At 29.0% G+C, this 24,876-nt stretch carries 27 protein-coding genes; 3 read left to right on the top strand and 24 right to left on the bottom strand.

What is annotated here, in order from left to right; translation table 11 throughout:
• Positions 1 to 7 precede the first annotated feature (7 nt).
• From FVE75_RS03250 to FVE75_RS03155, 21 genes are all read right to left on the bottom strand, one after another.
• Positions 8 to 394, bottom strand: a complete 387-nt coding sequence (locus tag FVE75_RS03250; RefSeq protein ID WP_232052603.1) for a hypothetical protein — start codon at positions 392 to 394, stop codon at positions 8 to 10.
• Positions 395 to 483: 89 nt separating this feature from the next.
• A complete protein-coding gene (locus FVE75_RS03245; RefSeq protein WP_232052665.1) occupies positions 484 to 1,194 on the bottom strand; it encodes a lysophospholipid acyltransferase family protein in 711 nt (236 codons plus the stop codon).
• Between the two features lie 225 nt (positions 1,195 to 1,419).
• Positions 1,420 to 1,683 (bottom strand): 30S ribosomal protein S15, encoded by a 264-nt coding sequence (gene rpsO, locus FVE75_RS03240; RefSeq protein ID WP_147005198.1) that lies wholly within the window; start codon positions 1,681 to 1,683, stop codon positions 1,420 to 1,422.
• A 135-nt stretch (positions 1,684 to 1,818) separates the two neighbouring features.
• A complete protein-coding gene (locus FVE75_RS03235) occupies positions 1,819 to 2,313 on the bottom strand; it encodes a TlpA family protein disulfide reductase (protein WP_147005197.1) in 495 nt (164 codons plus the stop codon).
• A 97-nt stretch (positions 2,314 to 2,410) separates the two neighbouring features.
• The gene (locus FVE75_RS03230; RefSeq protein WP_147005196.1) at positions 2,411 to 2,938 is read right to left on the bottom strand and encodes a DUF5105 domain-containing protein; all 528 of its coding nucleotides are present in this window, start codon (positions 2,936 to 2,938) and stop codon (positions 2,411 to 2,413) included.
• Between the two features lie 24 nt (positions 2,939 to 2,962).
• Positions 2,963 to 4,351, bottom strand: coding sequence for an SEL1-like repeat protein (locus FVE75_RS03225; RefSeq protein WP_147005195.1), 1,389 nt, complete (start codon positions 4,349 to 4,351; stop codon positions 2,963 to 2,965).
• Positions 4,352 to 4,441: 90 nt separating this feature from the next.
• Entirely contained in the window at positions 4,442 to 6,343 is a 1,902-nt protein-coding gene (gene metG, locus FVE75_RS03220) for a methionine--tRNA ligase (protein WP_147005194.1), read from the bottom strand.
• Positions 6,344 to 6,395: 52 nt separating this feature from the next.
• Positions 6,396 to 7,070 (bottom strand): lysophospholipid acyltransferase family protein, encoded by a 675-nt coding sequence (locus tag FVE75_RS03215; RefSeq protein WP_147005193.1) that lies wholly within the window; start codon positions 7,068 to 7,070, stop codon positions 6,396 to 6,398.
• A 115-nt stretch (positions 7,071 to 7,185) separates the two neighbouring features.
• Positions 7,186 to 7,746 carry a TetR/AcrR family transcriptional regulator gene (locus FVE75_RS03210; RefSeq protein WP_147005192.1) on the bottom strand — a complete coding sequence of 187 codons (561 nt, stop codon included), beginning with the start codon at positions 7,744 to 7,746 and terminating at the stop codon, positions 7,186 to 7,188.
• Between the two features lie 30 nt (positions 7,747 to 7,776).
• Positions 7,777 to 8,100 (bottom strand): dihydrofolate reductase, encoded by a 324-nt coding sequence (locus tag FVE75_RS11665; RefSeq protein ID WP_269472164.1) that lies wholly within the window; start codon positions 8,098 to 8,100, stop codon positions 7,777 to 7,779.
• Entirely contained in the window at positions 7,989 to 8,297 is a 309-nt protein-coding gene (locus FVE75_RS11660; RefSeq protein WP_269472163.1) for a dihydrofolate reductase, read from the bottom strand. The genes FVE75_RS11665 and FVE75_RS11660 overlap by 112 nt, the downstream gene beginning before the upstream one ends.
• Positions 8,298 to 8,414: 117 nt before the next feature.
• The gene (thyA, locus tag FVE75_RS03200; protein WP_147005191.1) at positions 8,415 to 9,284 is read right to left on the bottom strand and encodes a thymidylate synthase; all 870 of its coding nucleotides are present in this window, start codon (positions 9,282 to 9,284) and stop codon (positions 8,415 to 8,417) included.
• 23 nt (positions 9,285 to 9,307) lie between these two features.
• The gene (locus FVE75_RS03195) at positions 9,308 to 9,769 is read right to left on the bottom strand and encodes a tRNA (cytidine(34)-2'-O)-methyltransferase (protein ID WP_147005190.1); all 462 of its coding nucleotides are present in this window, start codon (positions 9,767 to 9,769) and stop codon (positions 9,308 to 9,310) included.
• Positions 9,770 to 9,818: 49 nt separating this feature from the next.
• Positions 9,819 to 10,388: a crossover junction endodeoxyribonuclease RuvC gene (gene ruvC / locus FVE75_RS03190; RefSeq protein ID WP_147005189.1), complete on the bottom strand. Its 570-nt coding sequence runs from the start codon at positions 10,386 to 10,388 to the stop codon at positions 9,819 to 9,821.
• Between the two features lie 118 nt (positions 10,389 to 10,506).
• Entirely contained in the window at positions 10,507 to 12,105 is a 1,599-nt protein-coding gene (locus FVE75_RS03185; RefSeq protein WP_147005188.1) for a hypothetical protein, read from the bottom strand.
• Positions 12,106 to 12,137: 32 nt separating this feature from the next.
• Complete coding sequence (truB, locus tag FVE75_RS03180) at positions 12,138 to 13,211, bottom strand: tRNA pseudouridine(55) synthase TruB (RefSeq protein WP_147005187.1); 1,074 nt, start codon at positions 13,209 to 13,211, stop codon at positions 12,138 to 12,140.
• 36 nt (positions 13,212 to 13,247) lie between these two features.
• Positions 13,248 to 14,858, bottom strand: coding sequence for a cardiolipin synthase (gene cls / locus FVE75_RS03175; protein WP_147005186.1), 1,611 nt, complete (start codon positions 14,856 to 14,858; stop codon positions 13,248 to 13,250).
• A gap of 201 nt (positions 14,859 to 15,059) precedes the next feature.
• Complete coding sequence (locus FVE75_RS03170; protein ID WP_147005185.1) at positions 15,060 to 15,941, bottom strand: Imm49 family immunity protein; 882 nt, start codon at positions 15,939 to 15,941, stop codon at positions 15,060 to 15,062.
• A gap of 482 nt (positions 15,942 to 16,423) precedes the next feature.
• A complete protein-coding gene (locus tag FVE75_RS03165; protein WP_006803498.1) occupies positions 16,424 to 16,789 on the bottom strand; it encodes a Rid family detoxifying hydrolase in 366 nt (121 codons plus the stop codon).
• A 109-nt stretch (positions 16,790 to 16,898) separates the two neighbouring features.
• Positions 16,899 to 19,214: a patatin-like phospholipase family protein gene (locus tag FVE75_RS03160; RefSeq protein ID WP_147005184.1), complete on the bottom strand. Its 2,316-nt coding sequence runs from the start codon at positions 19,212 to 19,214 to the stop codon at positions 16,899 to 16,901.
• Between the two features lie 261 nt (positions 19,215 to 19,475).
• Complete coding sequence (locus FVE75_RS03155; RefSeq protein WP_147005183.1) at positions 19,476 to 19,889, bottom strand: Lrp/AsnC family transcriptional regulator; 414 nt, start codon at positions 19,887 to 19,889, stop codon at positions 19,476 to 19,478.
• A gap of 137 nt (positions 19,890 to 20,026) precedes the next feature.
• Between FVE75_RS03155 and FVE75_RS03150 the strand changes: the two genes are divergently transcribed.
• Entirely contained in the window at positions 20,027 to 20,809 is a 783-nt protein-coding gene (locus tag FVE75_RS03150) for an MBL fold metallo-hydrolase (RefSeq protein ID WP_147005182.1), read from the top strand.
• A 455-nt stretch (positions 20,810 to 21,264) separates the two neighbouring features.
• Here FVE75_RS03150 and FVE75_RS03145 read toward each other — a convergent pair whose 3' ends face one another.
• Positions 21,265 to 21,981 (bottom strand): YjjG family noncanonical pyrimidine nucleotidase, encoded by a 717-nt coding sequence (locus tag FVE75_RS03145; protein WP_147005181.1) that lies wholly within the window; start codon positions 21,979 to 21,981, stop codon positions 21,265 to 21,267.
• A 350-nt stretch (positions 21,982 to 22,331) separates the two neighbouring features.
• Here FVE75_RS03145 and FVE75_RS03140 point away from each other — a divergent pair, with 350 nt between their 5' ends.
• Entirely contained in the window at positions 22,332 to 23,444 is a 1,113-nt protein-coding gene (locus FVE75_RS03140) for an NADH-dependent flavin oxidoreductase (RefSeq protein WP_147005180.1), read from the top strand.
• Between the two features lie 74 nt (positions 23,445 to 23,518).
• Positions 23,519 to 23,842, top strand: coding sequence for a cell surface protein (locus tag FVE75_RS03135; protein ID WP_147005179.1), 324 nt, complete (start codon positions 23,519 to 23,521; stop codon positions 23,840 to 23,842).
• Positions 23,843 to 23,921: 79 nt separating this feature from the next.
• Here the strand turns inward: FVE75_RS03135 and FVE75_RS03130 are convergent, their stop codons facing one another.
• Both FVE75_RS03130 and FVE75_RS03125 read right to left on the bottom strand, forming a co-directional pair.
• Positions 23,922 to 24,215 carry a helix-turn-helix domain-containing protein gene (locus FVE75_RS03130; protein WP_147005178.1) on the bottom strand — a complete coding sequence of 98 codons (294 nt, stop codon included), beginning with the start codon at positions 24,213 to 24,215 and terminating at the stop codon, positions 23,922 to 23,924.
• Between the two features lie 4 nt (positions 24,216 to 24,219).
• Entirely contained in the window at positions 24,220 to 24,807 is a 588-nt protein-coding gene (locus tag FVE75_RS03125; RefSeq protein ID WP_147005177.1) for a TMEM175 family protein, read from the bottom strand.
• Positions 24,808 to 24,876: the final 69 nt, after the last annotated feature.

Here is a 24,876-nt window from a genome sequence, read left to right as displayed (position 1 = left end):
TTTTCAGCTACATTTGAAATCTTCCAAGTATTATCATTTGTTTTTTCCAAGTTAGTTTATAATAATTGCTTGCTGTGGCAAAATTAACTACCATAACACTATTTGCCTTATTTTTAGATACGACATTAACATCAGAAAAAACAAATGTCAATCCCGAAAGATCGTATTCTTGCATTTTTTTTACAATAATATTATTTTTAAATGTAGGTAAAAAAACTTCTTTTAATTTATTATATTCATTTGAACTGGCAGCATCCTTTAACTCTTCTGTAACTTGCATTATTTGAGAACTAATTGTCTTAGCTTCAATTTGAGTTACTTTTTTTTCAGAGGCAGTAAGGCTGGTACAGCTCATAAGAATCAACAAAATAAATAGACATAAATATTTTTTCATATTTTCCTCCAAAAACTTCGTCATTTAATTTTAACATAATTTTTTCACATATTCAAGTTAGAAAAAATAATTTTTTCGTTTTTTTTCCACTATTTTTTCTTATTTCTCCATCTTTTATGCTGCCACATATACTGCTCTGGATATTCTCTGATAATTTCCTCAAATTCATGATAAATTTTTTGCATATTATATCGCATTGTTTCCTTTAATTTTTCCTGCTTTTCTATTTCAATAATTTTCTTATTTTTAACTCGTATCACATCTCCATCAAACACGGCATATGCAAGGACTATTGGTATTTTATGTTTCATAGAAAGCAAAACAGGTCCTGCAACTCCAGTTGTTTCACGTCCAAAAAATTTCACATCCACATCTTTTCCATAATGATCCGAAGCAAGAGCAATAATTGATTTTTCATTTATTGCTTTTCTCAAATTATCGCTGTCATGTAACGGCAAGGAATTAAGTCCTCCCTCTTCACGCCATTTTGTCATCAAGTCATTAATTTTTTTATTTTTCTGATTTCTAAAAACAGCATAAAACTTTCTTATATCCCTCATTCTGCTGCCAGCTTCAAATCCGCCAAGATGAAGCGAAACAATTAAAACAGCCTTTTCATTATTTTCACAAGCCTGTCTCATTAGCTCCTCATTTTCTACAACAGTATTCCCATCTCGTGTAATCTCTTCTAAAAAAATAGAAGTCATAATCATTTTTCCCATTGTCTTATATGATTCTTTTGCAATTTTCTCAATTTCTTTATCATTTTTTTCAGGAAAAGCATTTTTTATATTATCTATCGTAAGTAGACGTCTTTTTTTTATAAGATAATATGCTGCTATCCCGAAACTTTCAAAATTCTATATCTTGTTTTAAGAGAAAAAATTGACAAAATCTTTTTTATCAAAATAACAAAAAATCCTGTTATTTCTTCACTTATTTTATATTTCATCTTATTCTTAAACTCCTTAAAAATTTATTTTTAAAAAAGAGCATACATAAAATACGCTCTTTTATCTTAATTACTATTTTCTGATTCCTAATTTTTCGACTAATGATCTATAATCATCAACGTTTCTATTTTTGATGTAGTTTAATAATCTTCTTCTTTTACCAACCATTTTTAGTAATCCTACTCTTGAATGCACATCTTTAGGATGTGTTTTTAAGTGAGCTGTCAAATGACTGATTCTGTCTGTAAGAAGTGCAACTTGTACTTCAGCAGATCCTGTATCTTGAGCATTTTTTCCATATGCTTCAATAATTTCTTTTTTTGGTTTTAATGCCATTGTTTTCCTCCTAATAATTATTATTTAAACCAAGAATATAGCGGCAAACTTATATTCATAGTATAAATTCAAAAATATTTTATCATATATTCTATTATTTGTAAAGACTTCCACTTTCAATTTTTCAAAAATTGACTATTTTGCAAATGAAGCCGTTAATGAATCAAAATCAACTGGCAATTCAAGTTTTTCTTCAACTTTACCATTAGTTATTTTTAAATTATATGGAAATCCATCAACTGCAAATCCACGAGTAATTGCACCATTTTCATCAAAGTAAGCAGGGAATGTATATCCATTGTCCTTCACATAAGTCTGTGTTTTTCCAAGATTAGTCTGAGAATTTGTAAATACAACTACTACATTAACTTTATCTTTATTTGCATCATAAAATTTTTGAACTTCAGGCAATTCTTCCTTACAATGTGGACACCATTCAGCAGCAACAATCATTAATGTTTTTTTACCATTGTTCATAATTTTTTCACTATCAACAGTTTTATTGCTATTTAACTCCTTCAATTCAAATTTTGGAACTTTCCCTTTCCCATCTACATCAACACTAAATTCTTTTCCACAAGATGCCACAAATAATAAAAGCAATGACATCATTAAAATTATTTTTTTCATTTTGTACTCTTTCTCCTCTTTCTTAAATTTTTGTTATTTATATAATTTCGTAATTATACACCATAATTATTAGAATTTTCTGTCAAAAAAATTATTTTTATTTATCTAATCCAAGTGTTAAGATAGAAACAAACTCTAAATTTTTTGCTCCATCTAAAACCCAGTTATTTCCTTGTTTTTCCAAAATTATATTTATTGTTTTTTCACTATAAGATAATTTGTTTTCTTTTATTTTCTCATTAAAGAATTTAGTTGCTTCCTGAACAAATATCTTATCACTCTCTGATTTTGAAGCTATATTTGAAGATTTATATTTTTCAGTAATCATATTATGAAATTCATTTTCAAAAGTGCTATAATCAGGATACTTTATAGTAACATTTACTGTGGCTGTTTTATCTTTTGTCTCAACTTTATTTATTTTGTAGGTAATTTTTTTAAATCCTTCAAGTACAATTCCAATTTCAGGAGTATTCATTGATGAATCCCATTTTTTTATCTTATTCATATCTCCAGATTGAATAATTTTCATATGCTGTTCAAACATTCTTTTAGCGACAGCATCTCTTCCACAACTTATAGTCATTAGAATCATACTTAACAACAATAAGATATATTTTTTCATAATTCTCTCTTTCTAATATTTCATTTAGTTTCCTAAGTAAGCATCAAAAATTTCTCCAATATCATAACCATTTTCTTTAGCTACTTTAAAATAAAATTTTGATTTTTGTTTATTTTTTTTATTATAGTAATAAACTCCTAAGTTGTAAAAAGCTGTTGTGTTAAGTTTTGCAGCAGCCTCTAGATTTAGAGTCCGTACTATTTTATCAGTTTCAGGATAGTAAAGGCTCAGATCAACCATTGAATAATCATCTCCGCTACTTGCAAGTCTTTCCAGTATTTTTTTTGCTTCTTTGCTTTGTTTTACTTGATTTTCTTCAGCTTTTGCTGGATTTTTCTCTTTTTCCATATCTTCTAGAATATAAGCAAGTTTATATCCAGCTGAGATTGATCCTAGCAAATATGCTTTATTATAGATATTTTTTGCTTTTTTTATTTCCTTTTGAGTTTCATATAGACGACCTAGATAATTCATTGCATCAATATCATTTTTATTAGCTGCTTTTTGATAAAATTCTTCAGCTTTTGCAAAATCTTTTAAATTTTCATAGATAAACCCTTTGTATCCTAAAATTAAGACTTCATCCGAGTTTGTATCTTCCAGCATTTTTAATGCAAGATCATAATTCTTTTCGCCTTTTACAAGCCGTGAAGCAAGTTCAAATGCTGCAAGATAATATTTATTTTGTGAAAATATCTGATTGTAAATTTGTACTGCTTCCTCTTCTTTATCATCATTTTCCAACAATTTTGCTTTTGCGTAAAGTGCAGGCGAGTAATTTTCAGACAAAAAATCTTTTAAAATATCATAAGCTTTTTCAGTATTAGAAACTTTTTCCAAAACTAAAGTTCCAAGCTCCTTTTTTTCTTCTACTGAAATGCTTCCATCATTTAACTTTTTATTTAATTCCTCTATCCTTTTATAAAAATTCATCAAATTTTTGTTGTATTCATAAGAATAAAGTGCATAAATTTCATTAGCATCTCTTCCTTTTTTCAAATATTCCTGTGCTTTTGTAAATTCAAGCTTATTTTCATATATAGTCCCTATTACATAATAAGCTTTTACATTCCCCTGTTTTGCAGAACTTTCCAAAAGATCTATGATTTGGCTTTCATCTCCATTTGTCTGCTGCAATAAAAGCGCTTGGTAGTATTCAGCAAGCCCTTTACTTTTTTTCATGTATCTGTTAAAGAACATAGTTCCATTTTCAGCAAGATAGGTATAGGCAAGTCCGTAAACATATTCATTTCCAGCTTTTGCTGATTCATTTATATTTTTCATAATATATTCATAATCCTTTTTTTCAAGGATTCCAATAAGTCCTCTTTCAAGTGCATCATAACCATTATCTGTTTTTGAACAAGCTACTAAAAATAATGATGCAATCATTATATATATCCATTTTTTCATACTTTTATCACATTTCCTATTCGTAAAAAAATTTCCCCCCACTTTTACTTAGAACATAACAAACCTAGAATATATTGATTTTTGATACTATTATTTCACAATAGTTCCAATCTTTATTTCATCGTCAATAATTATAAGTTTCGTTTTTTTCTTTTCAGTTGCTGTCAGTAGCATTCCTTGTGATAATTCCCCTTTTAATTCTACTGGTTTTAAATTCAGTATAGCCTGTACTTTTTTCCCAACTAGTTCCTGTTCATTTGGATACCATTTTGCAATTCCTGAAATAATCTGTCTCTTCTCTTTTCCAGTATTTACAATAAATTTTAACAATTTATCCGCATTTTCAATTTTCTCTACTTTTTCAATTTGAACAACTTTTATTTCAATTTTATTAAAATCATCTATTGTAATTGGATTTTCAATTTTCAAATCCTCATTATATTCTTTTTTAGGCTCCTCTTCCAGTTCAATTCTTGGGAACAGCGGAACTGCTTCATTTAACCGATTTCCAACAGGATAACTTTTCCATTCTTTTATATCATCTAAATGTAATTTTGTAACTTCTTTTTCAAGTCCTAACTGATTTATCATTTTTTGTGCAGCTTCTGGCATGAATGGTGAAACAAGCACTGCAATTTTGTAAAGTGAATCCACTAAATTATACATGACTGTTGACAATCTATCTTTTTGGCTTTCATCCTTTGAAAGTTTCCAAGGCTCACATTCATCAATGTATTTATTCATTCTTGAAATAAATTTCCAAATATCCTTTAATGCTTCAGAAAATTGATAATTATTTATATGCTTATCCATATCAATCAATGTATTTTTCCATAATTCCTTAATTTCGATATCAAAGCTTTCTTCAACTTCATTTAATACAACTTCTGAATTAAAATATTTTTTTTGCATTCCAATAGTTCTATTAAGCAAATTTCCTAAATCGTTTGCCAAGTCAGCATTTATTCTCTGAACCATTGCCTTTTTAGAATAATCAGCATCCTGACCAAAAGTCGCCTCTCTCATCAGATAGTATCTAAAAGCGTCAAGTCCGTATTTTTCAACTTCTTCCTCTGGATTAACAACGTTTCCAAGTGATTTTGACATTTTTTCACCTTCTACAGTCCACCATCCATGTGCTGCAATCGTATCAGGCAACTTTATTCCGGCCGACATTAGCATCGCAGGCCAGATAATAGCATGGAATCTCAAAATATCTTTTCCTACTACATGATTTACTGTTCCATTAGTCCAGAATTTATCAAACTGTTCTGTATCAGTCGAAAATCCTGCTCCTGTCAGATAAATATTCAAAGCGTCAAACCACACATAAATTATATGTCCTTCTTCCAGTTCTAATGGTATTCCCCAGTCAAATGTAGTTCTTGAAATTGATAAATCTTGAAGCCCTTGTTTTATAAAGGCAATTACTTCATTTTTCTTACCTTCAGGCTTTATAAAATCAGGATTTTTTTCAATATGTTCTAACAGTGCATTTTCATACTTAGATAATTTAAAGAAATACGAAGTTTCTTTTACATCAATGACTTCTTTTCCCATATATTTTCCATCAACAAGCTGATTTTCAGGTACAAAAGTTTCCTCTGAAACGCTATATTTACCAACATATTCTCCTCTATAAATATCTCCTTTGTCATGCACCCTCTTTATTATTTCTTTTACAGTTTTCAAATGTTTTTCTTGTGTTGTTCTCATAAAATCTGTATTTGAAATATTTAATTTTTCCCATAAAGTTGTGAAATTAAGAGACATTTTATCTACCCATTGCTGTGGCGTAAATCCATTTTTTTCAGCTGCTTCCTGAATTTTCTGCCCATGCTCATCGACTCCAGTCATAAAGCCAACTTCTTCACCAGTTAACCTTTTGTATCTAGAAACAACATCACAAATTATTGTTGTATACGCTGTTCCCACGTGTGGTGCCGCATTAGGATAGTAAATTGGCGTTGTTATGTAAAATGCTTTTGACATATTTTTCCTCCCTCTAATTTTATAATTTATCAATATCTAAAAATTTATCTTTTTATTTAAAACTTTCTTCATTAAATTCAACATTCTTATTTTTGTTATATTTTTCATTGTAAATTTCGAACGCCTTATTTCCAGCCTGATGTATTTTTTCTTTTACTAATTTTATCGACTCTTCTAAAGTTGTTTCCTTTGTTAAGTAAAATGGCTCTGCAACATAATGAACACATTTAGAAAATGGAACAGGTATTTCAAGTTTGTCCCACATATTTTTAAAAATCCATTTTTTACTGCAGTAAGAACTAACTGGAACAATAGGCATTCCTGTTTTTTGTGCTATAAAAATTGCACCCGCTTTTGGCTCAAAAATAGGACCGCTCGGACCATCAATCGCAATTCCAAGAGTATAATCTTTTTTGGCATATTTCATAGCTTCTTTCAAACTTTTTATATTGTCTCTATTCGACGAACCTCGTATTAATTCATTCCCTTCTCTTCTAAGTAATTCTGCTAAGATTTCTCCATCCTTTGAAGCACTTACGATGGAAGCCTTTTTGTCAATAATTCGTGTAGCATTACATACTGTAAAAATTTTTCTGTGCCAAAAAACAATGATGTTAGGTTCGTTTATTTTAACGCCATCTGCATAAAAATATTCTTTTCTAGTCATAAAACTTAATATCCTGTATACAAGATGAAGAATAGAACCTAAAAGTTTATATTTATTCATTTTCTCTCCCACTATTTTTAAATCACACCCAATCTTTATCAAATCAAATTAACCAAAATTGACTAAATCTTAATTTATAGTTTCCACATTAAATTAGCAGATATTTGAATTTTTGTTATACTTGCATTTTAAAATGTTTCACTATATCGGAAATCTTATTTTCTATAACTTCATTAGTCTCATTTTTTCTGTAATTGTCGTCAAGTCTTGTACAAAGCATAGTTGCATAACCAAATAGAAAATACCATATTTTATTTATGACATTTTTAGCCTCTTCTTCTTCTAATGCAGGAAAACTTTCCAGCAGATTTTCTTTTGTCAAGAACTCTCGAAGCGTTACTTCGTAAAGTTTTTCAAATCTTTCTGTTGTATCAAGAAAAATTGTCCTAAATAATTCCTTTTCTTCTCTAGCAAATATCACAAAACCAATTGCTCCACTCAATATTTTTCTTTCAGCATAATTTCCATATAAGTATTTTTTTAATTTTTCCTTACACTTGTCTATAATTTCTTCCTTTAATTCATCTACTGTATTAAAATTAAAGTAAATAGGCGCCGTAGAGCACTTCAGATAATTTGCTATTTTTCTGACACTTACATTTTGAAAACCTTCTTTTTTCATTAACTCATAACCAGCCTCAACCACCACTTCTTTTGTAAATTTAAGTCTAGGCATTATTTTCTCCTTTTTAAATTTATATTTATTTTATCCATTAAATTTTTCATAAATACAAAATTTCCAGCCATTATGATTTTCTTCTGTCAAAGTTATCCATTTATCCAAATCTATCTTTGGAAAATAAGCATCCGCTTCATTATCAGAAAAATCAACATGACTCATATAAATCCTTTTTATAATTCCCATTTCAAGAGATTTTTTGTAAATCTCACCTCCACCAATAATAAAAATTTCTTCTTTCAAATCTTTATACTTTTCAATAACTTTTTGAAAATCATCATAAAACTCCAGCTTTGTAGTTTCATTTTCATATTTTTTTTTATCTTCTTTAACTTTCTCATCTGTTTCCAAAAATTCCTAGATAAAACTATATTTGTTCGATTTGGTAAAGCTCTACCTATACTTTTATAAGTATTTCTTCCCATAATAACTGTCTTTCCTGTCGTTATTTTCTTAAAGTTTTTCAAATCTTCAGGAATATGCCACAAAAGCTGATTATTTTTTCCAATTTCATTATTTTTCCCAACAGCGACTATTAAGCTAAACATCAACATCACCTTTCTGCTGCATCTTATTTTTTATACTAAAACTACTCTAAAATCCAAATAAGAATTTAATTTAATTTCCACTTAGGTTTTAAAGAAGTTTTAGTATAAATTTTTGGATTATACCGCAACTTCAAATTTAATTACAGGATGGCTTTCATAATCTTCTAACGTAATATCCTCAAATGTCAATTCATTAAATGGCTTATTCGCAATATTTATTCTAGCAAGTTTTAATGGCTCTCTTGTCAGTTGCTCCTTTAGCCCTTCAATATGATTTTCATAAATGTGAGCATCAATTATTGTATGAGCAAATTCTCCAACTTCATATCCGCATTCTTTTGCAATCATCATTGTAAGCAATGAGTAACAAGCTAGATTAAACGGTATCCCAAGTGCAATATCCCCACTTCTTTGAGTCAAATGACAATTAAGTTTATTACCAAGAACATTAAACGCAAAAGTATAATGGCATGGCGGCAACTTACTGATTGTTGCATTTCCTGGATTCCAAGCTAAAACTATCATTCTTCTTCCGTTTTTGTGATTAGGATTTGTTTTCATTTCCTTTAGAGTGTCAATGATATACTGAATCTGGTCAAATACAAGCTGTCCATTTTCTTCTCTAGTTACCCAAGGATTATTCTCATCAGCAAAAACTTCTCCATCTAATGAAATTTCAGGTACAGGATATCTTCTCCAGAATCTTCCATAAGCCGTTTCCAGCCTTCCTTCCTCATCTGCCCAGGCATCCCATATTTTTGTTTTTTTTCGTAAGTTCTTAATATGCTCTTCTCCTGATAAATACCAGAAAAGTTCATGCAGCATCGAGTTAAAATACATTTTTTTGGTTGTCAAAAGCGGATAACCTTTGCTCAAATCTACTTTATATGAATACGCAAAAGTAGAAATTGTATCAACTCCTGTCCTATTTTCTTTTTTTATTCCATTGTCAAGTACATACTTAACCATATCCAGATATTGTTTCATTTTATCTCCTAAATTTATTTAAATTAATATTTAAAATTATTCTGTCTCAAAGCTTCAAACAGCACAATCGCTACAGCATTGGACAAATTCAGCGAACGTCCAAGGGGAAGCATTGGAATCGTGATATTGTTTTCTTTGTATTTATTTAATATTTCTTCAGGTATCCCACGTGATTCAGGCCCAAACATTATATAATCGTTGTCATTAAATTTCACATCTGTATATCTCTGTTTTGTTTTTGTTGTTGCAAAATAGATTTTTGCATTGCTGTTTTCGATGTTTTCCTGCCAGAAGTGTTCCCAATTTTCCCACACGAAAAGCTGTACATCTTTCCAGTAGTCTAGTCCTGCACGTTTTATTTTCTTATCATCCAGTTCAAATCCAAGAGGTTTTATTAAATGTAATTTTGTGTTTGTTAAGACACAAGTTCTTCCTATATTTCCTGTATTTACGTGAATTTCTGGATTTAATAGAACTATGTTCATTTCATATACCATTCTTTCTATTTAAGTTTATTTTATCATACAAATCTATTTATTTCATCAATTTTTTGTAATCTTCCAGTTTTATTCGATTAGAAGTAATTTTATTTAATTTTTTGGTAATGTTATCCCCTCTATCAAAACCACCAAATCCTATTTTGGAATTAATGTGAGTAATTGCGATAGCAAGTGCATCCGCTGCATCATCAGGTTTTGGGATTTCTTCTAATTTTAATATTAATTTTACCATTTCCTGAATTTGCTTTTTTTCAGCTCTACCATAACTTGCAATTCCCATTTTTACTTGAAGCGGAGTGTAACTGTATAAATTTAGATTATTTTTTTGACCTGCTAAAGTAATAACTCCACGAGCCTGTCCAACTTTTATTACTGTCTTCTGATTTTTAAAGAAAAATAAGTCTTCAATTGCCATATCTGTCGGCTTCCAAAGGTTTATAATATTTTCCAGTCCATCATAAATTTTTTCCAGCCTTACTGGCATATCCTCATCTTTATCCGTAAAAATACAGCCATAATCAAGTGGAACATATTTACCATTTTCATAATCTACAACGGCGTATCCCACTATTGCTGTACCAGGATCTATCCCTAAAATCCGCATATTTCTCCTATTTTTCCACTATTATTTTTCTCTATTTTTTATTATATCATACCTCAAGTTTGTATGCAACATTGTTCATACGTTCTATCTAAAAAATTTGTATAAAGGTAAATATCCTTTATAAAGCGGTATTATTAATAAAATTCTTTTGTATATAATTTTGAGCATAATCTATATAGCTATTTAAATCAATATCATCATAATTAGTGAACTCTTTTAAATTTGTTTCAACTTTTCTTATTTTATATAAATTGCTATTTATATCTCCAAAACCATATTTTTCATAGTATTTTTCTTGATTATGCATGACTGCCTTATGTAATCCTGTCTTTGAAAAATATAATCTATATTTTCTAAATTTATGCAGCACTTCATTACTTTCAAAGTCTATCTTTCCATTTTCATCACAAGCATAGATATCTTCATAAACAGAAGCATATATGAAGAATATATCTGGATTTTTGGCAAAAACTTCTTTTACTGCCACTGATATATCTTTTTTTTCCCAAAAATATAGTTTCAAAACTTCTGATATCCAAATATGATTTCTTGGCATAATTAGCTTGCTGTAGTAGAACTCATTCGTTCCTATAACTTCATTGCCTATTTTATATAAAAGTGAACTTTTATTTTTTAGAAATTTATCAACATCTGTTATATAAAAAATATTTTTATATTGTGTATCTATTTTATTTTTTATTTTATAAAGAATTTTATCATTTATATTTGTTATAAAAATATTATTTTCTAAAACTGCCACCATTTCTATATTTTCTTTTTCAAAATTTTTTTTCATCCGTTTTACAATGCTTGTTCTATATCTATTTAGCACTTCCTTTGCAAACGATGAATTTAACAGCAAATCTCTTGGTATTTTTTTTATTATTTTTTTATCCTTTTCAAGAAGAAGTTTGTTTTCAAGTAGCCATTTATATAGGTAATCTTTTTGAATTGATAATTTGTACACTTTTTTTTGCAGATAATTGTCATAATTATCCATTTTTAATCTTTTTGAATAGTTTATTCCAGGCTGGCTAGAATTAGAAGAGCTATTATCTAAAAGTAAAGTTATTAGCTTGTCATTATTATACTTTAAATATTTTATTTTTTTTTTAAGCTTCATATTATTACTGTAGCTTCCGTTTGTAATTATATTTAAAAGATTCTCCTTTTCGTCCCAGTTGCTTTTTTCTTTTATTATAAAATTATACATCTTTTCTGTTGCCAGTACATCCTGTAGACAATAGTCAATTACTTTGTCCACAATTTCATCATATATATTTTTTTTAATTACGTAATTAAAATTGGCAAAATCCTGTTCCTCAATATTATCCCCACAATTAAACTCAAATCCTTTTACTCCGAGATTTAAGTTATATTCATAAGCCAAATCATAAGAATAAAATTCATGATTTTCGCTTTTATATTCATCCTTTGGCATATTTCTTATTATTTTTATTTCACTATTTAATTTATTCCTGTTTATATTTGAATTTCTGTATTTCAAAAGGTTATTAATCACAATATCATCAAATCCATGTCCTGCATACGAGATTAAAACATTTTTAGAAATTATGTCAAATAAAAGTTTTTTCTGACGATTAAAATTATCCGAATCAATAATCAATATTTTATCATCATTTAGCTTTTTTAAGACAATACAGAAGTAATTTGGAAAAACTTCAATATCAAATACATATTTATTTGACTTTTTCATATATTATTATCACCGCTTTTCAGTTCTGAAAGTTACAAAAAGTATTTATCTCTTTTCAAATAGATTTTATCTCCTCTAATATTTACAATTTTCACAATTCCCTTGAACTCTCTTATATTTGTACTCCTATTTCTCACATATACCTTAAATTTCTGATTTTCTTTTACATTTACTTCACTGATTTCTTTACCTATGTTTTCAAATTTTTTAAACGTATCAATAACTGTCATACCATTTTTCAACTTTCCGTATTTCTCATTAGAAACATTTATTCCAGAATAATCCAGTACATCCTCTATATTTACAAAACTGACTATTTTGCTAATTTTTTCAGTCCATATATCAATATCATCCTTTGTAGCCCAAAAAGACTCAATTTCTTTTTTTCCTCGAACAAGTTCTTTCAATTTTTCAATTTCATCTTCAACTTTTTCTAATGAAATTGCATCTTCGATAACATATTTATCAATTTTAGTTCTCACAAGTCTTGTCATTGTGGCAAAAACTCCTAATTTCTCTCCAATATCGTAAACTAATGAACGGATATAAGTTCCACTACTGACTTTTGCATAAAATGAAATTTTAATATTTTGAGCATTTTCTGAATTTTTTTTTGGATGCACTATATTTATTTCTCTAATTTCTGATATTTCTACATTTCTTTCGGCTCTTTCCACTTCAATCCCTTTTCTTGCCAAATCATAAAGTTTCTTACCGTCAATTTTTATTGCGGAATACATTGGAGGAATTTGCTTTACCTTGCCTTTAAAACTATTTACAGCCTGTATTATTTCAGAATCACTTATATTAATTTCAGAAGTATATTTTTCAACAACTGTCCCTTCTGAATCATAAGTATCTGTCTTATAGCCAAGTTCCATTTCCACATAATATTCCTTGTCTTTTTTCATCAAATTATCAGAAAATTTTGTAGCTTCATTAATCATAACAATCATAAGTCCCTCAGCCATTGGATCAAGGGTTCCAGCATGTCCTACTTTCTTAGCCTTCATCACTTTTTTCAAATGATTTATTGCCCCAAACGAACTTACCCCCTTGCTTTTATTTAAAAGAATAAGTCCATCCTTAGTAAAATTTTTTTCCATTTTACTCCCTTCCTTCCTACAATTGCTATAATTTATTTACATTATCGGTGAAATCAGTTTAAACACAGAGTTTCTGAGCCGTTTCATAAAAGTCACCTTTTTTAATCTTGCCTCATCGAATCTTTCACATACTTCCAAATCCTCTATAAACTGTGTCTTCAAGTCCTTGCTAATATTTTCATTATAAAATACCGAATTTACCTCGTAATTTATTTCAAAACTTCGCATATCAAAGTTACACGTTCCAAGAGTTGATATTTTTTCATCCACAATAATATTTTTATTGTGTAAAAATCCCGCTGTATAACGGTAAATCTCAATGCCTGCTTCAATTAATTCCGCAAAATAAGTTTCTGCTATCCAGTAAGGCAATTTCTTATCTGGCACTCCTGTAACCATTATCTTTATTTTCACTCCAGAAAGAGCCGCCATTTTCAGTTGTGAAATCAAATCATAATCAGGTACAAAATATGGACTTTGAATCAGCACTTCCTCTTTTGCCGTTGCAATCATTTTAGAATACAGATATTTCAAAGTTGCCCATTCGGTGTCAGGCCCGCTTGAGGAAACCTGCATCAAATATTCCAGTTTTTCTTGTTTATCTATCGGCTTTTGCTCTTCCAGTTCGTGAACTGCCTCTTTTTTTATATCTTCAATAAAATCGTCTTTCCCACCGCTGTTTAGCCAATCTGTAACAAAAATTGCCAGATACTGCCCAATTATTTCTCCTGTAATCCGAATATTCGTATCTCTCCAGCTGTCAAACCTTTTTCCACCGTCTATATATTCCTGACCCACATTCATACCGCCAGTATGCACTATATTATTATCGATTAACGCTATTTTTCTATGATTACGATAATTCATCTTGGAAATAAAAAATTTAACATCTAAAAACCATCTTATCTCAATTCCAGCGTTTCTAAGTTCCTTTTTATATTTTCTAGGCAATTTCCAAGTTCCCACTCCGTCAAAAAGCAGTTTTATTTTAACTCCTTCCTTAGCCTTTTTCAAAAGTGCATTTTTTATTCTTTCCCCAAGTTCATCAGCCTTCCAAATAAAATATTCCATATAAATCGTACTTTTTGCATTTTCTATATCACAAATAATCGAATCAAATGCCTCTTTCCCATGAAAAAACAATTTATACGAATCATTATTGGTCAAAAAAGTACCTTCAGCCTCATACAGCATTTTTACAAGTTCACTTTGCTGACTGCCTAAATTAATATTTTTTATCATTGTATCAATCTGATTCCGTATTGTAGCTTTTATTTCTGCTTCAGTCATTTTAGCTGTGTTTCCATCTACATTTTCAAGACGATTATAATAAAAAAAGTCCTGTGATCTAAAAATATCCGATACATCCCGCTGCATAAAATTAAAAATCCTTGAATACAGCTTTTTTTCTTCCTCCTTCATCTTCTTAGAAATTATCTTATTCCTTCTCCAGTTAATCCCAAACAAAAGATACAAAACCGCTCCACCAAGTGGAAATGTAAAAATTGTAAAAATCCAGGCAAGCATCGCATTCGGCGATTTATCCGACAACAGTACCGATACTGTCAAAACAATAATTATCAAATAATGTAGCCTTTCAAATGGAATTATCCAACTTGAAATAATTATAGCCAGTCCATGCAGCATATTATCCTCCTCATTTTTTATTTGTTAAATTAATCTATCTTTTAACATTACATCTATAATTCTATCACTTTTAACAAAGATTTTCAATAATTCTTATTGAACAAATTCTAAAAGCGTGACATAACGAATTGAAATTAAAAAATACATAAATTTATGTAAAAAAACAGTTCATAATTTATTTAATTAGTTAATTTACTTACGTTAAAAATTTAAATTCCAGCTGTTTTTCCATTCTTTCCATTCTTTCGGAGTTACTGTTGCCAAATCAAAATCTTTCATAAAATCATACGGATCCTTATATTTTTCAAGAGGTGTTATATCTATCAATTCTTTTGGTGCTACTTCATGGTCTATTTCTAAATCTATTCCATGATATAAGGCTATTTTGGCATATATTATGACATATACATGCAAGTAAAATTCATAGTTTGGATTGTTATCATTTGAAAATTTTCTTGCCACCTTCTGTTCCATCATTCCATTTATTGCTTTTTTCATTCCATCAATATCTTTATCTGCCAGAGCACCTAAAAATTCATAGTGCAATTCTCCATATTTATAATAACTGTCTTTCAATGGTTTTTCCAAATATGCACCACATCTTTTTTTCACTTCTTCAAAATCTCCTCTTATTGCATGAAGAATTACACGAATTAAGAAAAATGTTCCATAATCATTTTTTAAATATCCATATTTATTTTTTTCACTATCATAATCATTAGGCATTATCATATCAATATTATTTTTGAAAAATGTTATAAAATCTGGATTATTAGACATAAACATTTCAAACATTTGAGAAGTCTGAGTGAATAACCTGCTATCTCTATCACAACCTAATATTTGTAACTTTCCACCTATATAACAATTTAATCTATGTTCTTTGATATTTTTTTCTATTAATAAATTTTTAGATGATAATTGTAAAAAACCTCTTGAAAGACTTTCCATACAAGAAAATTGATTCCCTTTTTTATTTTGTATATAATTCAAAGGTTCTTCACTTTCTTCTTTTGATATATTTGTTTTCTCTAATCTTTCCAAACCTCTTTGATATTTTAATTTTCCTGCTACTAAACTCATATTTTTATTCCTTTCTCATTAATTATTTATTTTATATTTCTAAAGGTATAAATATTAAATCCTCATTATTTTTATCAACACCAATCCATCCTATTTTTATTTTCAAAGATACCTTTTAATTTTAAATCAAATATCTTATACTAAACCCCATTTAAATAACTAATTTATTACAAACTTTTCCAATATAAAGATAAAAAACTAGTATTTCAAAATAATTAAAATATAATTTTTTCTTTTAATAAACCGACGGAGCTTTTATTTGTTCAGCTACGACTGTTTGACGACTGCAAGGAGGAGTTTCGGAGATGGACAAATAAAAGACGGAGTCTAGCCATAGGTGTTGCGTAGCAATCTTGCCATACATTTTAATTCTCAGGATAAACCTTTACTGCAAGATAAGGATTTGTGGCAATGAGCAAAATCCTACGAAAATAAAAAAGATAACTTCAAGTTTCCCCAAAGTCATCTGTTTCATTTAAAAATTATTCTCCAAAATAAGCTATTGCTTCAATTTCCACCAAAACTCCTTTTGGTAGTTTATCTACCGCAAATGCTGATCTTGCTGGATATGGTTCAGTAAAGTATTCTGCATAAATGTTGTTTACTGCTCCGAAGTCGTTGATGTTGTCTAATAATACAGTTGTTTTTATAACGTTTTTTGTTGTTAATCCGTTGTTTTCTAAGATTGCCTTCAAGTTTTCAAGAACTTGTCTTGCCTGTTCTTCTACTGTAACAGCCTCAATTTGCTGATTTTCAGGATTTATTGCGATTTGTCCTGAGATATACAAAAAGTCGCCTGCTTTTCTAAAGGCTGAATATGGTCCAACTGCTTCTGGTATTTTTTTCATTTCTTCCTCCTAATTTTTCGTATTTTTTAAATTTTACAATTTTATTCTATCATATTTTTTCAATATCAAAAAGATTTTTCTTTCACTTTGCTTACTATTCCCAAAATTACTATTCTGGTGAATACCCAAAGTTTATAATGTATCGCCAGCTTTCTCCCGGAACTTTTGCAAATCCAAAGTAAAGCGGAATTGACAAGGCTTTCACTCCAAGACCAAATTTATAGCTTTCCTTTTCTTCAGTTCCAAAGCTGTAGGCTTTTTGAGAAATGGTTGCCCTTGAGTAAGTTGTATCTAAATAAACAAGTTTTGACAAATTATATTGAGCTTTTAGGCTTCCAATAAAAATACTGTTCCCACGAATTTTATCTGCTGGCATTCCAGCAAATTCCAATGAATTGTCAGCTGTTCGTATTCCTCCCATTTTAGGCCTGTAAGTTTCTAGAATATTGCTTCCATCTGTTGTCAAATAAGATACTCTTGGAGTAATTGTTATTTTTTCTCCAATCGGAATATTAATTTCTCCACCTGCATTTAATGAGTTAAATTTAGCCTCTTTTGAGTTTGCTAAAGTATAATTTGAGAAAAAGTAAATACCTTTTGTTGCAAAATTAAGGCTGTCTCTTGTATCATAATTTAGCTTAGCTTCATAATATGGAAAGGCTTTTCTTACATTTTCAGCATTATTCTGATGTTTTGTCACATCTGAAATCTGATAACCTCCCCCAATTGAGAATAACAGATTTTTATACATTTCAAATCCAATTCCTGCTCCAATTTTGAATTTTCTGTTTTCAAAGTTGAAATATCCATTATTGTATTTCTGATTTTTTATAATATCACGTTTGTATTCAAATTCGCTGTAAATCAAGGCTTTTGAATCTTTTCCAAGTTCCATAGTTGCCTTACCTCTTGCCCCATATTCATTTGCAACTGTTCCCGTTACTGAATATCTGACATTCGTATTATTTATAATTTTACTTCCCTGAAAACCAACATTTACTGTTGCCAAGTCCTCGTTATTTATATTTCCTGAAAGTGTCAAATAGTCACTTGGTTTTTCTTGAACATTTATTACTAGATCATTGTCCTTCACTTCGTAATAAACCGTTGTAAAATCACCGTTCTGATAAATATTATTAACAATTTTTTCCATATCCAGCCTGCTTAAAACACCAAGTTTCTTAGGTAAAAATTTATCAAAATATTCTTTTTTATATTTTTTGTTACCTTCTATTACAACTCCAGAAATATTATACTCATCCTTCCAAGTCCGTCTAAACTCTTTCCTTTTTTCTTCCAATTTTTCAAAAAGTTCAGGATTTGATAATTTTCTAATTTCATCTATATTTTCTCTTGCAATTTTCTCTCCAGCCGCAATAAGTTCTTTTACCTTTGAAAAATCATAAGACTCAAATTTTTCCAAATCTGGCTTCATATACAAGTCAAGCATACGAATTTGCCGTTCCACTTCCTGTCTTCCAGCAATTGTTGTCGAATCTGAAATTACATCAACCAAATTCATTTTATTTTCATCTCTTTTTGTAAATCCGTCTCCTACATTCACTCCAATTGTATAATCAGCCCCAAGCACCTTCACATCCTGAACAGGTAAGTTACGTGTAACTCCTCCGTCAATATAAAGCCTTTTTCCATCCCGAATTGGTGCAAAAATTGATGGCAATGACAAACTTTCTCTAATCGCCGTTGCAATCGAGCCTTTATCAATCATAACACCTTCTCCAGATTCCAAATCAGTAGCAACTGCCGCAAACTTCCTTGGAAACTTCCTAAAATCCTGTATTCCAATTGCTCCATAAAAAATTTCATTCAGCCTTTGACTCGCAGTTTTTCCTCCAACGACTCCACTAGGTAATTTTGGCATAAAATTTTTCATTGGAATTACCGTACTATTTCTATCTTCAATTGAATTTCTTATAGCCCCCTTGTCCTTTCTCTCGATTTTATCGCTAAAAAGCCCCATCCAATCCATACTAATCGCTATTTCTTCTATTTCCTGCGGCGTATATCCCACACTATACATTCCCGCAATAATGCTTCCCATACTCGTTCCAGTTGCATATTCTATAGGCACCTTTTCCTCTTCCAGCACCTTCAATATTCCAATATGAGCAAGTCCTTTCGCTGTTCCCCCACTAAGCACTAGCCCAATTCTCTTATTCTCCTGAGAAATTATCTCTTTTTTATTTTCTAATTTTTTTTCTTTATTTAAAATATCCCTATCCAATTCTATTTTAGGCTCATTTTCCAAAACTTCCTTTTTACTGTCTTTTTTGCTTTCCTGCAAATTTTGTTCATCTTTTTTTAGCACAAAATAATTTTCATCTTTTAAATTTTCAGAAATCCCAAAACTATTTATCAAAAGAAAAATAATTAAAAATAAAAATCTTTTTCTTTTTTCAGTCATCTACATTATCCTCCTTTTTCACTTATTTTTTATTAAACTTAATTTATAAAAATTTATCTATAATTCATTAATACAGCTCACTTTTTAATTAATTTTATATCAGATAATTGACCCTCTAGTCATTTTACTACAAAAAATTTTTATTTTTCTTATAAATTTACTAAATTTTTGAATAAATTTATAATATTTCAAACATCAAATTTTGTGTTTGGATAAACTAAATCAACATAAAATTTGAAGTTAGTTTTTCATTCTATTTATTTATTTTAAAACACTTATTACAGTATTTACTTTATAATTTGCATAAATATTTAATTTTCTAAGAAAATCTGTTAATTCCTCGTTTGTATTAAAGCGTGTTTCTAGCATATAACAAGTATTGCCTGAAATTCTATAATGATTTATAACATTTTTAGAATATTTTTCAATAAAATTCAAATAATTTTTGTGAGACATCTGAATCATTTTGACATGTATAAACTGATGTATAGACATTCCTAAAGCATTGTAATTAATCTTTATTGTAAATATATCTATAACTCCTGATTCTTCAAGTTTTATAATCCGCTGTGAAATAGCAGGTGCTGACATATTCACAATTTGTGCTATTTCTTTGACTTTTATACGGCTATTTTTCTTTAATAAATCAACTATTGTCTTATCTACACTGTCCAATTTTTTCTCCTTCTTCTGAAAATAAAGTAATTTTTCATTTTTGCTTTTTTTAAATTATTCACGAACAAAAAAAATAGTGATATAATTATATCATAATTTAATTAAAAAATTAATTTTAAATATTATTGGAGGGATTTATGGAAGTAACACAAATAAGAAATGCAACTTTAAAATTAAATTATGGAGGAAAAACTTTTCTAATTGATCCAATGTTATCAAAGAAAGGTGAATTACCATCATTCGCACCACCAATAGCACCTATGCCAATGTCTGGAAATACTGCAAAAAATCCACTAGTGGAATTACCAATGTCAGTAAATGAAATTTTAAAAGGAGTTGATGCAGTGATTGTAACACATTTACATGCTGACCATTGGGATTTAGCAGCTATTCAAACTATTGATAAAAATATAACTTTGTTTTCTCAAAATGAGAACGATGAAAAAAAATTACGTGAACAAGGATTTAAAAATGTCTTTATATTAGGAGAAAACATAAAATTTGGTGAAATTACAATGACTTATGTTGAAGGGCAACATGGGAGTACCCCTGAATTGCTTGAAATAGCTGGAAAATCCTGTGGGGTTATATTTCAGAATAAAAATGAAAAAACTCTTTATCTATCAGGCGATACTGTGTGGTTTAGTGGAGTTGAAAAAACATTAAAACAACATAAACCTGAAGTTGTCATTATTAATGCAGGAAACAATCAATTTATAGAAGGCGGTCCATTAATTATGGGAGCTGATGATGTTTTAAAAGTACATAAAACTTTACCGGAAGCACAACTTATGGCAACACATATGGAAGCTGTAAACCATGCATATCTGACACGTAAAGAATTAAAAAAATTTGCCATTAAGCATAATTTTTATGAAAAATTAAATATTCCTGAAGACGGAGAAACTTTAAAATACTAATACTATTCTTGATTTAAATAGTAAATATTTAATAAATTTTGAATTATATGCCTGATTAGCAAAAAATTAAAACTTTCTGTCCTTAGCATAGTTCTATTTTTTTATAGAATTTTAGTATTAAATTATTTTGTTTAATAACAGTTTTTACTATTTTTATTATATTTTTTACAGGATTGCTCGTTGCCACAAATCCTTATCTTGCAGTAAAGAGCTATCCTGATAATTATAATTGTGAAAAGATTACTACGTAATACCTATGGCTAGACTACGACCTTTTATTCACTTAATTCCAAAACTTCTGCTTTCAATCGTCAAACAGTCGTAGTTGAATAAATGAAAGTTTCGTTAGTTTATTAGCATTAAAAATACTAAATTTTTATTCACCTCTGAAAAAAATTGAAATAATTTCATTATTTAAAAGGAGTTTAGCATTAACTATAACTCCAATATAAAATTTATAATATTTCAAACAGCTCTCCCAACTTTCTCACTTCATACTTTGGAACTATTCCAGTATCATTCACATTATTTCGTAAATTTACCCAGCAAGTATCAATTCCAGCGTTTTGTCCACCTTTTATATCAGCTCCTAATGAATCACCTATCATTATAACTTCAGATTTATCCATTATTTCAAAATAATTCATTGCATATTCAAATATTCGTTTATCAGGTTTATTTACACCAACTTCATCAGAAATGATAATTTTATCAATGTATTTTGCAATTGTTGAATTTTCTATTCGTGAATGCTGTACTTCCTTTATTCCATTAGTTACAATTCCAACTTTGTATTTTGAATGTAAATATTCACACAGTTTTTCAGTTGCTTCAAATGGAAAAATCCCTTCTCCCAGTTTTTTCAAGTAAAGCTCGCTCATTTCATACGGATTATATTTCAAGTCAAACTCCTCAATTATTTTTTCAAATCTTACAACCTTTAATCTATCCTTATCCACAGCCCCTTTTTCCAAATCCTTCCACAACTGCAAATTCACATCTTTATATCTATCTTTTATCTTCTCATAAATTTCTTCTTTTTTCGCATTACCTAATTCACTTTCCATAAAAAATCCCAATTCTTCGAAAGTGTTCCTAAATGCCGCTTCTTCTGTTTTAGGATAATCAAAAAGTGTGTCATCCAAGTCTATTAATACAAGTCTGTAACTCATTTTTCGCTCCTTTATTTAGAATTTTCTCAAACTATTTAAATTTTAGAAAATTTGTTATTTTTTTATTTGTGATAAATAATTAAAAATTTCAAAATACAATTAATTAACTTCAAAAAATCAAATTAAAAAACTAATATGATTTATAAAGTATACAACAAAAAGAAAAAAAGGGCAACATTTAAAATTAATAAAGCGAAGCATAAAAAATAGAAATAACTACTTTAAAAATTTGCTCTTAATTAAAACTTTTTTCTAAAAAAATTTTTACTATATCTCAAATTATTTTCTCCTTTACTTAGATATACAAATATGATAAGATTATATATAACTTAAAATAGGAGAGTGACGTAATGAATTCAAATAAAATTTTTGAAAAATATACATTAAATAATGGAGTAGAGATTAAAAATAGACTTGTGGTGACTCCTATGACTCTATTTGTTGCCAATGAAGACGGAACTTTCTCAGAAGAAGATCTTAAATTTATGAGTAAACGTGGAGAAACTATAGGAATGTTCATAGTAGAAGCTACTCTAGTTGCTGATGGTGGAAAAGCTTTCACAAGACAGCCCGAAGCTATCAATGAAACACATTTGCCATCTTTAAGAAAAGTAGCAGAAATTCTACGTAATCAAGGTACAAAGGCAATTTTACAAATACATCACGGCGGAAGACTTGCCCTTCCAAATGTAAATAAAAATGATATAATTGCTCCTAGCTATGATAGCGAAACAAAAGCAAGAGAAATAACTACTGATGAAATAGATAAACTTATACAGGCGTTTGGAAATGCTGCTGATTTAGCTATTCAGGCTGGATTTGACGGAGTGGAAATTCATGGTGCAAACAGATATCTTATCCAGCAGTTTTATTCAGGAATAACTAATAGAAGAACTGACGAATGGGGAGGAAATATAGAAAAAAGAATGAAATTTCCTTTAGCTGTTATAGATGAAGTAAATAAAGTTAAAAATAAACATAACGCTGACAAATTCATCATAGGATACCGTTTTTCACCTGAAGAGCCAGGAGAAAATGGTTTGACAATGGTTGAAACTTTCGCATTGATTGATGAACTTATAAAAAAACCACTACAATATCTACACGTTTCACTTCTAGATTTTTATATAAATGCTTATCGTGGAGGAGATACTAAAAAACCTGCAATACAGCAGATTCATGATAGAATAAATGGAAAACTTCCATTAATTGGAGTGGGTAATCTATACACAGGAGAACAGATAGCTAAAGCTCTTGATACAGGATGGGCAGAATTTACTGCTTTAGGAAAAACTGTCATTTTAAATCATAATATAGGAACTCTTATACTTGAAAAAAGAGAAAATGAAATTGAAACTGAACTGGATCTTGAAAGAGAAGATAAATACGATTTAGGTGAATTTTTATGGGAACGTGCAAAAGAAAAAAGCCCCTTGCTTCCTCCAATAAAAAATAAAAAATAACAATACAGTTTTATGTAAAATTATTTATAATAATTGAACTGAAATAAAAAAATGCTATTTTATTAGGAGTAGCCATGATTTTAATAGTTATGATCATAATTTTATTTATTCTCTTTGGGAATATTAATAAAAAAAATGCTAATATTTCAAAATTAAATAAAAAACTTGAAGATCTAGATGAAAAAGAGCAGGAAAAAGAAAAACAGATAAAGAAACACCAATTAAAAGAGAAAATACGAAAATTAAAAAAAGAAATCCATGAAATCGAAAAAGAAATGTATGATGAAGAATTAGAAGTAGAAAGTCCTTATTTTAAAGATCTATGTGATCAAGCAGCAGATTTACAAATGGAACTATACGATTATGAATTTGAACTAGAATGGATTGATAAAAATTAGAGCATAATCTTTTTGAAAAAAATCAATACAATTTATAATTTTGCAAAAAAATACGCCAAATTTATGGCGTATTTTCTATTTATTCTTTCTCTTTTTGATACTGCGATACTGTTTTTTCTGTCCATTTTTTAAATGCCCGATAAAAGGAAGAAGTTTCAGTATATCCAACCAGATAGGCTACTTCATCTATTGAAAGTTCCTTTGCTTCTAAATAGTTGAAGGTCATCATTTTTTGAATATCTTTTACCATCTGATTAAAACTGGTATTTTCTGCTGACAGATTTCTTTGAAGAGTCCTTCCACTTATCCCAAACTCTTCTGCTACATTTTCTAAGCCAAACTGTCCACTAGGAATAAACTGAAAAAATTTCATATTTCTATTTTTCCCTTCTTCTTTTTGTCGCCTTATACTGTGCGGGAAGTACAATTCCAAGTAAAGTAATATAAACACTTATCATCATTGCAGGCGGATAAAAGGTGCACGATATTATTAACCCAATTATTTTTATACTTATATCAACTTTTATCCATCTTATCATTGTTTTTAATGATTCCTGCGATTCTTTATCATGTTTATTTACCTTTTCTATCAGATACAACGAAATTATATTGCAGAATGTAACAGCCAGAACTATTACCCCATAAAATCCTTGAGCTACACTACTGTTATAATATAAAGTGACAAAAGAAGTTACGTATGGAAAAAACGAGGAAAAGAAGAGTAGTACTACATTTACCCAGACAATTGACGGTGTAATATATTTTATTTTATGCCATTCATTATGCAGATTTACCCACATTGTTCCAAGCCAGAAAAATGAAAGCGTATATGCAAAAAAATCTACTCTTAGATTCCAAAGGGCTTTTAAAGTTGCTGTTTCAGGCTTTTTTAGCTCTAATATGAGAATTGTCATAATAATCGCAAGTACAGCATCCATAAAAGCTGCAAGTCTTTCCTTATTCATAATCAAACTCCATTCCATGATTTTATAATAATAGTACAATTGTATCATAAATCAGTAGAAAATTCAATT

It is taken from the genome of Leptotrichia hongkongensis (assembly GCF_007990635.1).
In the GTDB taxonomy this organism is placed as follows: Bacteria; Fusobacteriota; Fusobacteriia; order Fusobacteriales; family Leptotrichiaceae; genus Leptotrichia; species Leptotrichia hongkongensis.
Note: the sequence above shows the minus strand (reverse complement) of the source record. Positions and strands in the feature narration are given on the sequence as shown.

Coding starts and splice junctions, on each gene's coding strand:
- FVE75_RS03160 (WP_147005184.1), bottom strand. CDS start 19,214: ATGACTGAAAAAAGAAAAAGATTTTTATTTTTAATTATTTTTCTTTTG.
- FVE75_RS03130 (WP_147005178.1), bottom strand. CDS start 24,215: ATGAAATTTTTTCAGTTTATTCCTAGTGGACAGTTTGGCTTAGAAAAT.
- FVE75_RS03185 (WP_147005188.1), bottom strand. CDS start 12,105: ATGAAAAAGTCAAATAAATATGTATTTGATATTGAAGTTTTTCCAAAT.
- FVE75_RS03195 (WP_147005190.1), bottom strand. CDS start 9,769: ATGAACATAGTTCTATTAAATCCAGAAATTCACGTAAATACAGGAAAT.
- FVE75_RS03145 (WP_147005181.1), bottom strand. CDS start 21,981: ATGAGTTACAGACTTGTATTAATAGACTTGGATGACACACTTTTTGAT.
- truB (WP_147005187.1), bottom strand. CDS start 13,211: ATGGAAAAAAATTTTACTAAGGATGGACTTATTCTTTTAAATAAAAGC.
- FVE75_RS03125 (WP_147005177.1), bottom strand. CDS start 24,807: ATGAATAAGGAAAGACTTGCAGCTTTTATGGATGCTGTACTTGCGATT.
- FVE75_RS03230 (WP_147005196.1), bottom strand. CDS start 2,938: ATGAAAAAATATATCTTATTGTTGTTAAGTATGATTCTAATGACTATA.
- metG (WP_147005194.1), bottom strand. CDS start 6,343: ATGTCAAAAGCATTTTACATAACAACGCCAATTTACTATCCTAATGCG.
- ruvC (WP_147005189.1), bottom strand. CDS start 10,388: ATGCGGATTTTAGGGATAGATCCTGGTACAGCAATAGTGGGATACGCC.
- FVE75_RS03140 (WP_147005180.1), top strand. CDS start 22,332: ATGAATTCAAATAAAATTTTTGAAAAATATACATTAAATAATGGAGTA.
- thyA (WP_147005191.1), bottom strand. CDS start 9,284: ATGAAACAATATCTGGATATGGTTAAGTATGTACTTGACAATGGAATA.
- FVE75_RS03250 (WP_232052603.1), bottom strand. CDS start 394: ATGAAAAAATATTTATGTCTATTTATTTTGTTGATTCTTATGAGCTGT.
- rpsO (WP_147005198.1), bottom strand. CDS start 1,683: ATGGCATTAAAACCAAAAAAAGAAATTATTGAAGCATATGGAAAAAAT.
- FVE75_RS03210 (WP_147005192.1), bottom strand. CDS start 7,746: ATGCCTAGACTTAAATTTACAAAAGAAGTGGTGGTTGAGGCTGGTTAT.
- FVE75_RS03170 (WP_147005185.1), bottom strand. CDS start 15,941: ATGAGTTTAGTAGCAGGAAAATTAAAATATCAAAGAGGTTTGGAAAGA.
- FVE75_RS03215 (WP_147005193.1), bottom strand. CDS start 7,070: ATGAATAAATATAAACTTTTAGGTTCTATTCTTCATCTTGTATACAGG.
- FVE75_RS03235 (WP_147005197.1), bottom strand. CDS start 2,313: ATGAAAAAAATAATTTTAATGATGTCATTGCTTTTATTATTTGTGGCA.
- FVE75_RS03135 (WP_147005179.1), top strand. CDS start 23,519: ATGATTTTAATAGTTATGATCATAATTTTATTTATTCTCTTTGGGAAT.
- cls (WP_147005186.1), bottom strand. CDS start 14,858: ATGCTGCATGGACTGGCTATAATTATTTCAAGTTGGATAATTCCATTT.
- FVE75_RS11660 (WP_269472163.1), bottom strand. CDS start 8,297: ATGTTTAGCTTAATAGTCGCTGTTGGGAAAAATAATGAAATTGGAAAA.
- FVE75_RS03225 (WP_147005195.1), bottom strand. CDS start 4,351: ATGAAAAAATGGATATATATAATGATTGCATCATTATTTTTAGTAGCT.
- FVE75_RS03165 (WP_006803498.1), bottom strand. CDS start 16,789: ATGAAAAAAATACCAGAAGCAGTTGGACCATATTCAGCCTTTAGAAAA.
- FVE75_RS03150 (WP_147005182.1), top strand. CDS start 20,027: ATGGAAGTAACACAAATAAGAAATGCAACTTTAAAATTAAATTATGGA.